This window comes from Paenibacillus sp. FSL R7-0048, assembly GCF_038004505.1.
GTDB lineage: Bacteria > Bacillota > Bacilli > Paenibacillales > Paenibacillaceae > Paenibacillus_AQ > Paenibacillus_AQ odorifer.
Map to the genome: position 1 here is coordinate 6224147 of NZ_JBBORF010000001.1, position 13813 is coordinate 6237959.

Below are 13813 nucleotides of genomic sequence, written 5' to 3' on the forward strand. Positions count from 1 at the left end.
TGCATTATTATTCTGCTTGTCTTAGCTGTTCAATAACACTTGAACGGGAAATAGATTTGTACAACAAACCAGGAATTATTGAACAGATCAACAAAACAACCCCCGAATATATGATTAAAGAGGTGACCGGATATCTAAACACTCCATAGCCTATATATTCATGCAATATATTAAAGACCAGATAACTAATGCCACTACCCACTATTAATGTAAGAACAAAAGCAATTAGAGCAAACCAGATTCCTTCAAAGGTGATCAGCCATTTAATCTGCTTCTTCGTCGCGCCAATAGATGCTAGAACAGCAAACTCCTGTTTTCTGGATACAATGCTTACTAATATAGTGTTAATAAAATTCAAAACACCGATGCTGCTTAAAATGATAATGATAACAATAGAAAGATTGGAAAAAGACTGCTTTAAGTCAGCAAACGCTTTTGCCTGTTCAATTTTTGAGGTGCCTGAAATGCTGCTGTCTCCGCTTGTAAGTAGTTTAACCTCATTCAACACATCCTGTTCTTTTCCTTTTTGCGCATTAATCTTAATAGAGTAAATCACAGCATCAGAATGATATTTGTTGATAACATTATTTGACACAATTAGCCATGGAGCAGCACCACTATTCATAGCATCACGTTCAAACGTCATTTGACCGCCAATTTTCACCTTATAGCTCTTGTTGTTGTCAATTACCGTGAAGGGTATCTGTACACCTATTGGAATGCCATTCCCATTAATATCAGTTACCAATGCTATCTTCCCTTTGGAAAAGTCGCTTAAATTAATCGGGTTCTTAGCAGTACGGTTATACTCCTCCAGTTTTTTATCATCAATGCCGATCAATAAACCCCAAAAGTTAGTTTTAGGATCTTCTTCATAATGTTTTTTATCTCTGAGTTCCTCATTCACACCTGCACGAAATTCATTGTAATTTCGCAGCCACTCACCATGAGTACTATCTGAATAATGCTGGAAAATAGATACTACCGTCGTTCGTTCGAGTTCACGGATCCCGTTTACTGCGGAAATTTGCGACAGCAACTCAGGAGTAAAGTGCTGCTCCTCTGTTGGATTAAAACTGGCTCTGGTCATTTGGTTATACATAGCAATGTCGTATTTAACCTCTGCATTGATGTATTCCTCCGCACTGAAGGATTTTAGAAATGTGGAAAGCACCACAAGTGCAGTGCTGCCTAAGAAGAGCGTTAACACAACAAAAAGCAATCTTTTTTTACTACGGAGTATATTTTTTAACGACATATACGGTATTTTCGCACCATGTCTACCTCTTGATTTTTGTTTTCCGGATTGTGTATCAGTATGTTTCGACGCTTCAATCGGAGAAATTCTCCCTGCCTTCTTTGCAGGTGCTCTATAGCTTAAAAATAGAGTTAACGCTGAGAAAAATAGGGCCAAGAGCAACACCCATAAGTTGACTTGCCTATCTATGGATGAGAAACCCTCATACGAAGATAAGGCAAGCGGCACTACGTAAAATGAAAGCCCCCATCCCAACAGCATCCCCACAGGCAGGGCAAAAAAGGCTACTTTAGCAACACTGTAATAGACAATTTGCTTGATTTGCGCACTAGTCATTCCCAGCATTTTCAGCAGCCCATAAAATCGTACGTCTCGAGTAATAGAGATATACGCAACGTTGAAAATAATAAGGTATCCATCAAACATAAAAAACAAAACCATTATTACTGCAACCAGTGAATCCTTGACATTCATATTCAATTTACCGTCATATGAAGGAATCAACTGCTGATTTCCATCCAAATCAATGGAGGCTCGAATCTGCTCGATTTTATCGTGATAATGTCTGGTATCTTTAAATAATAACCCTACAAGATTCGGCACTTCCTGCGGATGTTCTCTTAAAAATGTTTCTGAAAAAAAGACAATTCGATTGTTTTCAGAATTGATATTTGCCGTGTCCTCATAGAATCCAGACAGAGTAAAGGGAAGGCTCTGAACCTCTGCGTCGCCGTTTTTTGAAATATCACTGATAGCAACAGACAATGAAACCTCCATTCCAGTCTGCGGCTTTGAGTATCCCAACCTATTCAACAGCCATGTTGACATCATGATTTCATTGCCTTTAGCAGGATAGGTACCCTGCATATTATCTACAAGTGATCCGCTATATTCCTCCCAATTTGTAGAACTGATCATCTGTATATCAATCCCAGCCTGTCCCTTATTATTGACAAGTGATCCCATTTTGGTTTGAATATTCATTTCAGGCTTTAAAATATCAAATTTACTTAATAAATCTAATTGATTCTGTGTTGGACGACTCAAAATAACATTAGCACTTGTCCCGGTTTCTTTCATTTCTTGATGTTTAGATAATTTCAAGTAACTGTAAAATGTGCTGCAAGCTGCTGTAATCAGAATGGTCGTAAGAATGATGGCGCATGCCAATATAATATTTCTGGTTTTGTTTGCCTTATAGTATCTCTGAAATAATTTTCGGATGACGGATGAAGAATGATTTCTATACATTTTTTCCCTCTCTAATCCACGATTTTCCCATCCTCCATACGGAGAATCCGATCAGCACGCAAGGAAATTTCGTTGTTATGTGTAATCATAATGATTGTTTGATTTAGTTGGTGACTAGTCATTTCCAGCAGCTTGATTACCTCTTCACTTGTTTGACTATCCAAATTTCCAGTGGGCTCATCGGCAAGGATAATAGCGGGCTTCATCGCTAAAGCCCTTGCAATTGCTACACGCTGTTGTTGGCCCCCAGACAAATTGTTGGGTAAATTATTCAGCTTCTCCTTCAGTCCTAACATCCTTACAATGATGTTCACATACTCCTTATCCACCTTGTTTCCATCAAGTTCAATCGGCAGAACGATATTCTCGTAGACATTAAGTATCGGCATTAGATTATAATTTTGAAAAATGAACCCGATATTTTTACGTCTAAAAATCGTAAGCTGATCACTGTTCATCTTTGACAGTTCTTTCCCATTCACTTCTACGGTGCCAGAGGTAGGATTATCAAGGCCCCCGAGCATATGCAGTAGCGTAGACTTACCGCTGCCGGAAGTCCCAACGATAGCCACAAATTCACCTTGCTCCACACTCATTGTTATGCCATCCAACGCTTTGACAGGGTTTGGTTCACTACCGTAATACTTTCTCAAGTCGTTAGCTTTTAATATACTCATGCACAACCCCTCTATTTCTTTAGAATATCTGATTCTTCATGTGTCATACCGTCGTGAAATTTCTTGCAATACCAATAACTAGAATAAATAGTGTATGCTTCGACATTTTTTTCCAAGATCCATGTTATTCCAAAAATTTACTATTTTATATAAAAAAATTCGTTTACAATGTTTTTTTTGAGGACTATACTAACTATTTGTTCTAGAAAATTACATTTAATATACAATAAAACATTTTTAAAGATTATAAAGAAAAGTCCACTTTCAACTGTCTACTAAATAAAAATCTCGCTTTCGAATAAATCCCGAGAATGTATAATGATCAAATAAGAAACAAAGGAGAATTACTATGAACATACTGATCGTTGAGGACGACCGTAGTTTAAATAAAGGGATCGCTCTCACTCTTTCTCAAAACAATGTCATGATCCATCAAGCCTACGATATTGCCGCGGCGGAGCATATTTTCGCAGTTAACCCTATTGATCTCATCATTCTGGACATCAATCTGCCAGACGGCAGTGGACTGGATTATTGCGAGCAACTTCGCAAGACCTCACGCGTACCCATTATTTTCCTAACCGCCAATGATATGGAGTCCGACATTATCACCGGTTTTGCATTGGGGGGCGATGACTATATCACTAAACCATTCAGCCTAATGGTGCTTCGCGCCAGAGTAATGGCAGTGCTCAGAAGAACGGAATCACTAGGGACTGGAAAAATAACATTGGGTCCCTTAGAACTCGATTTTGAGAAACTGGAGTACAGCAAAAATAAACAATCGCTCCAGCTGAGCAAAACTGAGCAAAAACTGCTGCGGCTGCTGGTGACGAATACGGGCAATATTTTGACCCGAGAACAGCTGATAGACAAGATCTGGAGCAAGGATGCCGAATTTGTGGATGAAAACGCATTGACAGTAGCCATCAAACGGCTGCGTGCTAAACTTGAGGATGACCCGGCAGCACCCAAATATATCAAGACCATTTACGGACTTGGATACATGTGGACTGAAGGGCAAAAACCATGAAAACCAATAGCCCACCTGCTAATTTCAAGCAAATTCATAGGCTCTTTTTACTGATCATCCTTATACTAGTAGCCTGTTTTATCGGCAGTATAATGTTTCTGTACGGGTTCGACCCCACTCTGCTCCAACTGACTTCTCTATTTATCATCTGTATATTAGCGACAGGAGCCGTATGGGTCTGGTTATGGAACCGCCAGATCGCAATCTATATACAGACCTTGGACACTGCGATTGAACGGGCTATACATGACCTGCCGCCACTCACTAACTATGAAGAAACCGCTCTGTCTTCGATGGAACATAAACTAAAGCGGTATATAGGGATGGCTAAGGCGAATGAACGAAATATCCAAACAGAGAAAAACAAAATAAAAGAGCTGATCTCGGATATCTCCCATCAAACCAAGACCCCCCTCTCTAATATCATGGTATTCAGTCAGTTGCTCGAAGAGATGCCCGGACTAAATGAGAATGTCCAGCACTACATACAGCATATTAAAGCGCAGTCAGATAAGTTGGATTGGCTGATCCAGTCTCTAATCAAATTATCACGTTTGGAAACAGGAATGATCTCCCTACAGCAGATTGAGGCGAAACCGCTCATACAAACTCTGACGCAGGCTTTATCCCAGATTTATGCACAAGCGGAAAACAAACAAATTACGATCAATATTGACTGCGGGATACACATCTTAGCCTGCCACGATGTCAAATGGACAAGTGAAGCACTATTCAACCTGCTCGAGAATGCTGTGAAGTACACACCACATAACGGACAAATTTCCGTTCTTGCTGAAAGCAACGAGATGTTCACCTGTCTCCACCTTACCGATACTGGACTTGGAATCCCCAGCGAAGAAATCCCTCACATCTTTAAGCGGTTTTACCGAGGAAAGCAAGCGCGTGAATTCGAGGGGGTCGGCATCGGGTTGTTTTTGTCCAGAGAGATTATCACGGCGCAAGGCGGCCATATCAACGTCATTTCTGAAACTGGAAAAGGTACAACCTTCTCTGTTTACCTGCCCCAGCGCTGAAATAGAATGTGTCATTATGGTCAGAATTCAGACACTCTCCTGTCAGATTGATTTGCTACCCTTAAATCATGGACAAACAGATCTCATTGGAGGGGAAGAGTTATGCCGATTCTACAGACTGAAAATTTAAAAAAACACTATGGAAAGGTTGGCGCAAGCGTTAAGGCTTTGGACGGTATATCACTGTCAGTGGATAAAGGGGAGTTTGTCGCCATTGTCGGCACTAGCGGCAGCGGCAAAAGCACCCTTCTTCATATGCTTGGTGGATTAGATCGGGCAACAGAGGGCAAGGTTTACGTGGACGGGAATGATATTTTTGCGATGAGTGATGAGAAGCTGACCATTTTTCGGCGCAGATCGGTGGGGTTTGTTTTTCAGAACTACAATTTGGTACCCATACTAAATGTGCGGGAGAATATTGTGCTGCCCATTGAACTGGACGGTGGCAAAATTGACGAAACTTATCTTGATCTAATCATCCGCACTTTAGGCTTGCAGGAAAAGATGAATACTCTACCTTCTAATCTGTCTGGCGGACAGCAGCAACGGGTGGCAATAGCCAGAGCATTGGCGACCAAACCTTCAATCATCTTAGCAGATGAACCTACAGGTAATCTGGACAGCAAAACAAGCCAAGAAGTGCTGATTTTACTTAAACAGATGAGTGAAAAATTCAACCAAACCATTGTGATGATCACACACAATGAACAAATTGCTCAAACTGCTGACCGTATTATCCGTATTGAAGATGGCGTCATTTTCACTGGACAACTCCGTAGCTCCGGAGTGAGCCAGCCATGATCAGCACGAATAACCATAAGACCATTGCTACTTTAGCCAAAAAAAGCCTCAAAGCCAACCGTGCTCGCAATTTCACTATCATCTGTGCCATCGTACTGACTACGCTTTTGATCACCAGCGTGTTTACCTTGGCGCTCAGTATTAACAAATCGATGCAACGCGCACAAATGCAGACTACCGGCAGCGATTATCATGGAAGCTTCAAATATCTGAATCCTGCCGAGTTGGAGAAGCTGAAGAATCAACCATCCATCAAAGAGTATGGCGTCTTCCTTAAGGTTGGCGATATAAGCACCAGTCTGTTCAAGAATCACCGGGTAGAGGTCCTTCGAATTGACGAGAATTATGCCAAACACGGTTTTATCAACTTTATAGCCGGCGGACTGCCCTCCCAAGAGAATGAAATCGTCCTAAATACTTGGGCGCTTGACTTGCTAGGAGCAAAACATGAGTTAGGCCAGACTGTGAAGCTGGATATAGACATTGGTGAAAAAGTCATAAGCCAAGACTTTAAGCTCTCCGGATATTACGAAACCGATCAAAATTTGGCGATGTCAGGATTGGCTTTTGTATCCGAAGCATTTACACAGAAGAACATTTCCCATATTGACCCGGACATCTCTGAAGCAACGGGTTCTTATGTGAACACCGCAGGTCTAGGGGTGATGTTTAATAATTCTTATAATATTGAACAGAAGGTACAAAAGATTTTGACGGACACCGGCCTGGATGTACCTTATGGTGTCAATCCGGCTTATACAAGTGTTTCTCTCTCCGATAATCTACTGAATATCATTCCTTATGCAGTTGTCATTCTTATCACCATGCTGAGCGGCTATTTACTAATCTACAATATCTTTTTTATTTCCGTCGTGCGGGATGTCAAATTTTACGGGCTGCTAAAGACCATCGGTACCACACCCCGACAACTGAAAAAGATCATCTCCATTCAGGCCCGGTCACTTTATCTCGTCGCATTGCCTTTTGGATTGGGGTTCGGGTATCTGCTAGGTCTGCTGATTCTCCCTATGGCCTCCTCATTTTTAAACGGTTCTACTGATAATGTCTATTCTGCTAGCCCGTGGATATTTATTGGTGCAGCAGCATTCTCGTTTATGACAGTATGGATCGCCGCAAGCAAACCGGGCCGGATGGCTTCGCGAACCTCGCCGGTAGAGGCTGTAAAATTTGCCGGAGTCAGCAGCGGTGGAAAACGGAATGCCAAAAAATCAAAACATGGCGCAAAACTTCACAACATGGCGTTCTCCAACCTGTTCAGAAGCAAAAAGAAGCTGATCCTGATGCTCTCTTCACTCTCCTTGAGTATCATCTTGTTCAGTACCATTTTTACAGTAATTTCCTCACTGGATGTGAATAAATATCTGCGTGCCTTTATCTCCGGTGATTTTGTGGTTCAGAATGAAGTGCTAGTCAGTATTACAGGGCCTCGAGACGGTGATCCATATAAGCTTTCAGAGGAATTCGCCAACAATCTAAGTAAAATTGACGGTGTAGAAACTGTTGATAAGGTTTACCACAGATATGTTCCATCTCCTGTCGATGATGCTGTCCGGGCTATTTTGGAGCCAATGGCAGCTGCTGACCCACATCCTTATCTTCTCTCCACTTTAGAAAAGGTGGGGATGGTCTACAATCATTTATATGGATTAGATCCGGGCTGGTATGATCTTGTGGACAAGGATATTATTGAAGGGGAGTTTAACAGGCAGAAGTTTGCTTCAGGAAAATATGCGGTCATATCTGAGGCCATGTTTATAGAAGAAGATAGCTACCGCACCTATTATCATCCTGGAGATACAGTCACTTTCGAGAAGTCGGATAAATCTTATGAAGTGATGGCAGTAGTAAAACATGATGCAGTATATGCTGCCACAACAAAATCTTACTCTATGTTAGGTTACAACATCTTCCTCCCTGCTTCGGAGCTGCAGAAGGAAATGCCGAAGGGTACAGATCCAGCCAATATCGTTTCAGCCACACTACATGTCGATCCGACTAAGCTGGACCAGGTAGAACAAGTGGTCAAAGCTTTAACAGATTCAACTGATGAATTAACTTTAAAATCAAGGGAGGATTACAAGGATGAGCTCGGTGGATTCATTCGCATTTTTCAAACCGTCGGGTATGGGCTTAGCCTGGTCATTGCTCTAATCGGGGTGCTGAATTATATCAACACCGTACTCACCGGGGTAGTCTCCCGCCGGAATGAGCTTGCCATGCTGGAGAGTATTGGCATGACCAAAAAGCAGCTAAAACGTATGCTGATCCTTGAAGGATTCTACACCGTTTTGCTAACCGTCCTCATAACCTCAACATTAGGTGTATTGCTGACCTATAACCTTTCCAAAAGCATCACGGAAAATATGGCCTTTATGGTATTTCAGATGAGTTGGCTGCCGTTTATCCTCACCGTTCCTATTTTGTTAATTCTCGCTTACACAGTGACACTGAGAGCCTATAAAACGTTATCCCAAGCTTCCATTGTGGAACGGCTGAGAGAAGCCGAGTAATGTAAGACACACCTAAATACTCCTATTACAAAAAGGGCAGCCCGGTAAATATCGCCGGGCTGCCCTTTTTTATAGATCCATATTCAGCTTATTTAAACGCAGGCAACGCAATATCCGCGTAATTATCCTCAAGGAACTTTTTCACTTCAGGACCGCTGATCCGTTTAGCCAGCTTTTGAATGGCGTCAGAATCCTTATTATCTTCACGTGCCACCAAAGTAATTGTGAATTCGGAATCTTCGCCTTCCGTAATCAGTGCATCTTTCTTCGGTGTCAATCCTAGTGGGCTCGCATAAGCCGGAGTCATGGCTACCAGATCGCCATCATCAAGCATACGGGCCAGCATTAGGAGATCGACTTCTTCAAACTTGAATTTTTTTGGATTTTCAGTAATGTCTGCTTGTGTGGCTTGAATGCCTACGCCTTCTTTTAGCTTAATAAGATCAGCTGCAGCGAACATTTGCAATGAACGGCCGATGTTAGATGGATCATTAGCCATTACAAGCGTAGCCCCTTCAGGAAGATCAGCGATAGTCTTATAACGTTTGGAGTATCCGCCATAAATAGCGTCATAAACAGGCTGTACCTCTACCAGATTAGAGCCTTTGCTTTCATTATATTGCTTCATATAAGGAACGTGTTGGAAAAAGTTAGCGTCTACTTCTTTATTAGCCAACGCCTCATTAGGCTGCACATTATCAGAGAGAACAACGATCTCCAGATCAATGCCATCTTCCTTCAGGAGCGGCTTCACAATATCCAGAATTTCTGTCATAGGTGGGATCAGTGTAGCGATCTTTAATTTGGTTAACTCATCATTACTACCTTTTGCAGCATTGTTCTCGGCTGCTTTATTAGAGCCACAACCCGCTACGACCAATACCATTAATGTAAGCACAAGTATCATTGATTTTTTCATTAGTACTACTAACCCCCAGTTTATATATTGAACTATTTTGTATTACCGCTTATCCAACAGCCTTGCGATAGTCCCCCCGGTGAACTGAACCAATTGGACTAATACAATCATCACTAGAATGGCATAGATCATCACTTCCGTCTCAAAACGCTGATAACCATAACGGATAGCGAAATCACCAACCCCTCCCCCACCAACAACTCCCATCACGGTCGAGAAGGAGATAAAGCTAATTGTAGAAGTAGTAAGTCCAAGGACTAGACCCGAACGAGCTTCCACATACAGAAATTTAAAGATCAAGCCCAGCTTCGAGGCTCCCATCGATAATGCTGCTTCAATGACCCCTTTAGGAACCTCCAGCAACGACTGCTCCACTAACCGAGCGTAATAGGCAATAGCGATTATAGATAATGGAACCGCTGCTGCAATCGTACCAATGGCGGTCCCGACCAGGAAACGAGTGACTGGAATTAGCGCAACGACCAGCAGCAGGAACGGAAAAGAGCGGATAATATTAACGATACTGTTGAGCACCAGAGACAACGTTGTATTCTCATAAAGCTGCCCTTTTCGGAAAAAAAACAACAAGGTACCCAGTGGAAGCCCCAGCAGCACGGCCGCTCCAACAGAAATACCAACCATCACAAAGGTTTCACCAATCGAATCCCACATCTGTGCCTGATATTGAAGTACACTATCAAACATGATCTTCCCCCGCTTTACCAAGAATCTGATCGCGGTATGTCCCGGTACTGGCTGCCGCTGGACGGAATTCACCGTCTTCACGAGAGAACGAATCTACAATGCGCCCTTTTTCCATCACCGATACATGAGTACATATGCTTTTAACAACATCCATCTCATGCGTAACAATGACAACCGTTACTCCAAGACTTGAATTCACATGCTTCAGCACGTTCAAGATATCTGTAGTGGTTCCTGGGTCCAGGGAGGACGTTGGCTCGTCACACAGTAATATTCCCGGACTGTTCGCTAGTGCGCGGGCAATCGCAACACGCTGACGTTGTCCTCCGCTGAGCTGTGCCGGATATTGTTTTGCCTTATCTGCCAGTCCAACAAAATCCAGACACTCCTTCACACGCTTCATTCGTTCATGCTTTGGGACATCTGCCAGCTCCAGCGGGATCGAAACATTCCGCTCTACAGTGACGTTATAAACAAGATTAAATTGTTGAAAGATCATTCCAATCTTTTGCCTTGCTTTACGCAGTGCTTTACTAGGCATTTCGGTCAGGTTGTGGCCATCTACGGTAACCGTTCCCTCATCCGGCTGTTCCAGAAGATTCATCAGTCGCAGCAGCGTAGATTTCCCCGCACCACTCTCACCAATGATCCCATGAATGGATCCCTGCTTTACCTCCAGCGATACCTCATCTACAGCCTGATAGATGCCTTCCTTCAGCTTGAACCCTTTACTTACCCGACTCAGCGACAGTATTAGAAGCTCCCCCTTCCTTTCCCTTATATAATGAACCTCCATCAAGTGAGACATTGTATTACAATTTTCTAAAATCTGTTTTATTAAAAATCTCCTTAAATAATAAGACATTTCTTCTGCTGTGTCATCATTTTTCTTTAAATGATATACCAGGAAGGTTGATGAAAACCTAAAAACCCTTTATACCGGGCTCTTTTTACACATTTATTAATAAAATAAAAAGGGTAGCAAAGATAATCCTTCCCTCTTGAAATCATGATTCTCCTATTGCCCCACCACTAAACGCTCCACTGTTAATATAGCCATATTTGGTTTTTTTAAGTGTATGAAATGCAGTTAAAGCTACATTTGGTTCGTTGGAGTGTGATTAAAGACCTGCTGTTACGCAAAAAAGGATGTCTAAGCCAATAGCTTAAGACATCCCATAATTCATATAGTAATCCCTGAATCCCTGATCTATCGAGTCCCATACTCGCTAAATCTTTTATGCCTTTTCGCCAAGCTCTCTGCGAATCTTCAAGAACACTTGGTAGCTGCGTTCCGCACATTCCGAAATCGCTATCGGATGAAATCCGGGCAGATCGGCATATAACGTATCGTGAAGCGGTTCGATCCATGAAGCCGGCAACTTACTTGCTCCAAGCTTCGCTCCCATAATTGAGCCCACAGTAGCCCCGTTACAGTCTGTATCCATCCCACCGTATACGGAAGTAACGACTGTTTTTTCAAAATCATTCCCGCCATAAACAAGCGACGCAGCTACAAGAGCAGCATTATTATTTGTATGGACCGCATCATAGTGACTAAAAGTATCCCAAATGTTACGAACCAACTCCCGCTCACTTTTGGCCTTCTGCGCAATATCTATCCCCCGCAAAACATCACTGGCCAGACGACTGGTACGCGGAATCTCGCTAAGGCCAATCTCTAGGATCCGTTCATTATCCTTCTCTGCAAAAGCTGCCGATATCATCGCCGCATTCAACATCTCACCGTAGATGCCATTTTTCACATGTGAAAATGAAGCGTCGCGCCAGCCTAGTTCTGCCGCAAGCTCAGGATAACCTGCTGCGCCATAAGCCAGTCCATCTGCGCGTATAGCGGCACCAATCCACTCGCGGTAAGGGTTTAAGTGCATCCGCACTCTTTCCTGCCGCACCAGCCAATCCGCAGGTTTCTCGCCATGCAGATGAGAGGTCTCCTGCGCAAAATTCATATATGACTGTGTCTCCGCCGTGCACACCTGACTATATGTTAAATGTGTATGCCACAGCTTTCCGATATCCCAAGAATCCCAGTTCAGACCCTTCTGCTCCAGCAGCATAAGACCCAGGACAGTGTAGCGAATATCGTCATCGCTTTCCATATACTTGATCGTCTCACGGGTACTCGCATGTGTCCATTCACTTAAGCCAAGACCATATTCAGCCTCTGCCCGTGAATGCCCAGGCGTATAGCCAGTAATTGGCCAGGCGTCCGCACCCTGAAACCATAGCTCAATATTCTCCCAGCCCGGACGGCCATCTTTCCCATAGAGATAGTCCCAATACTCCAGCGGTTTCCCGAGTGCGCAGCCGACACTTCTACCGAGCCAGGCTCCATAGAACTTATCTCTCCATTCCGCCTCGCTCCATTCCGCCTCAAGCTTACGTGGGCCTTCTGGACGTAGATGACGAATCTCCTCCAGAGAGGATGGCTCTTGATACGGAAAATCCTCACTGATCGTAAGCTCCATTAGCTCATTGTATACCTGCATCAGCTTGAGCTCATCGGCACCAGCAGCCGCTAGCTTATCCGCAAAACCCTCAATCAGGCAACCTTCTTCTCCACGCTGAGCAATTTCAAACTGCACGGTCTCTTGAAGTCTCTCCCATCCTGCCATAGGCTACTTCCCTTCAGCCGCTAGCAGCAGCTCTTGATCAAGCTTTTCCAGTGAATCAAAGATCAGCTTCATAAATGCTTCCCGGTCAACGCCCACCAATACTTGCACATTCGCTGGACGATCCGTCTTCTTCCGTCTGTCTGCAACTGTCATTCCCCGCGTCAGCTTGCCTTCTGTCTCCACCGTTACATATAGATGCTCAGATTCAAATAGTTCCGGATGCAGCAGCCAGGCAACAGCACATGGATCATGCAGCGCACTGCCGACATAGCCCATTTTTTTACCGTAAATCGAATAGAAATCCAGCAATTCTCCGACCATTGTAGACACTGGTCCCCGCTCTTTCAATGCTAGGATCTCATCTTCAAAAATAGCAGCCTTATCGGTCACATCCAGACCACTCATTGTGATCGGAATCCCCGACTCAAACACAATACGGGCTGCTTCAGGATCTACATAGATATTAAACTCCGCAGTAGAGGTGACATTCCCATAAGAGATACCTCCCCCCATCAGTGAGATTTTTTCAATTCTGTCTTTAATCTCTGGATAAGCCGTGATTAGCAGTGCGATATTTGTTAAAGGAGCCATCGGCACGAGCGTAATCTTCTCCTCTGAAGAACGGATGATATTCAGCATAAACTCCACAGCACCCTGCTCTACAGGGCGGAATTTACTTGGAGGCAAAAGCGGCCCATCCATGCCCGATTCACCATGCGCTTCCTCACCTGTAACAAGCTTGCCGAACAGTGGGCCAGCAGCCCCTTTAGCTACAGGAATGTCAGCATTCACGAAGCTGATCACCTTCAGGGCGTTTTCCGTGATTTTATCTAAAATTTGGTTTCCACCAACCGTTGTAATCCCGCGCAGATCTAACTTCTCCGAATTTGCTATGGCAAGCAGTATCGCTATTGCGTCATCATGCCCTGGATCGCAGTCAATAATAATAGGTGTTGGCATAGTTACTC

11 protein-coding genes are annotated in these 13813 nt (G+C 43.4%); 4 read left to right on the forward strand and 7 right to left on the reverse strand.

Annotation, left to right across the window (positions count from 1 at the left end; all coding sequences use genetic code 11):
- Positions 1-7: 7 nt before the first annotated feature.
- Both NSQ91_RS27470 and NSQ91_RS27475 read right to left on the reverse strand, forming a co-directional pair.
- Positions 8-2509 (reverse strand): ABC transporter permease, encoded by a 2502-nt coding sequence (locus tag NSQ91_RS27470; RefSeq protein WP_076304975.1) that lies wholly within the window; start codon positions 2507-2509, stop codon positions 8-10.
- An 11-nt stretch (positions 2510-2520) separates the two neighbouring features.
- Positions 2521-3186, reverse strand: a complete 666-nt coding sequence (locus NSQ91_RS27475) for an ABC transporter ATP-binding protein (protein WP_076130305.1) — start codon at positions 3184-3186, stop codon at positions 2521-2523.
- A gap of 349 nt (positions 3187-3535) precedes the next feature.
- Here NSQ91_RS27475 and NSQ91_RS27480 point away from each other — a divergent pair, with 349 nt between their 5' ends.
- The 4 genes from NSQ91_RS27480 (at position 3536) to NSQ91_RS27495 (ending at position 8585) form a co-directional block, all read left to right on the forward strand.
- Positions 3536-4219, forward strand: coding sequence for a response regulator transcription factor (locus NSQ91_RS27480; RefSeq protein WP_076130304.1), 684 nt, complete (start codon positions 3536-3538; stop codon positions 4217-4219).
- On the forward strand, positions 4216-5253 hold the full coding sequence (locus tag NSQ91_RS27485; RefSeq protein ID WP_076304976.1) for a sensor histidine kinase: 1038 nt from the start codon (positions 4216-4218) through the stop codon (positions 5251-5253). Before NSQ91_RS27480 ends, NSQ91_RS27485 begins: the two co-directional genes overlap by 4 nt.
- Before the next feature lie 102 nt (positions 5254-5355).
- On the forward strand, positions 5356-6054 hold the full coding sequence (locus NSQ91_RS27490; RefSeq protein WP_076184824.1) for an ABC transporter ATP-binding protein: 699 nt from the start codon (positions 5356-5358) through the stop codon (positions 6052-6054).
- A complete protein-coding gene (locus NSQ91_RS27495) occupies positions 6051-8585 on the forward strand; it encodes an ABC transporter permease (RefSeq protein WP_076304977.1) in 2535 nt (844 codons plus the stop codon). The genes NSQ91_RS27490 and NSQ91_RS27495 overlap by 4 nt, the downstream gene beginning before the upstream one ends.
- 88 nt (positions 8586-8673) lie before the next feature.
- Here the strand turns inward: NSQ91_RS27495 and NSQ91_RS27500 are convergent, their stop codons facing one another.
- The 5 genes from NSQ91_RS27500 to NSQ91_RS27520 form a co-directional block, all read right to left on the reverse strand.
- Positions 8674-9504, reverse strand: a complete 831-nt coding sequence (locus NSQ91_RS27500) for a MetQ/NlpA family ABC transporter substrate-binding protein (RefSeq protein WP_036685556.1) — start codon at positions 9502-9504, stop codon at positions 8674-8676.
- Between the two features lie 42 nt (positions 9505-9546).
- Entirely contained in the window at positions 9547-10209 is a 663-nt protein-coding gene (locus NSQ91_RS27505; protein WP_036685560.1) for a methionine ABC transporter permease, read from the reverse strand.
- Complete coding sequence (locus NSQ91_RS27510) at positions 10202-10963, reverse strand: methionine ABC transporter ATP-binding protein (RefSeq protein WP_081387310.1); 762 nt, start codon at positions 10961-10963, stop codon at positions 10202-10204. Before NSQ91_RS27510 ends, NSQ91_RS27505 begins: the two co-directional genes overlap by 8 nt.
- Before the next feature lie 484 nt (positions 10964-11447).
- The gene (locus NSQ91_RS27515) at positions 11448-12845 is read right to left on the reverse strand and encodes an ADP-ribosylglycohydrolase family protein (protein ID WP_076304978.1); all 1398 of its coding nucleotides are present in this window, start codon (positions 12843-12845) and stop codon (positions 11448-11450) included.
- A gap of 3 nt (positions 12846-12848) precedes the next feature.
- Entirely contained in the window at positions 12849-13805 is a 957-nt protein-coding gene (locus NSQ91_RS27520; RefSeq protein ID WP_076184827.1) for a nucleoside hydrolase, read from the reverse strand.
- Positions 13806-13813: the final 8 nt, after the last annotated feature.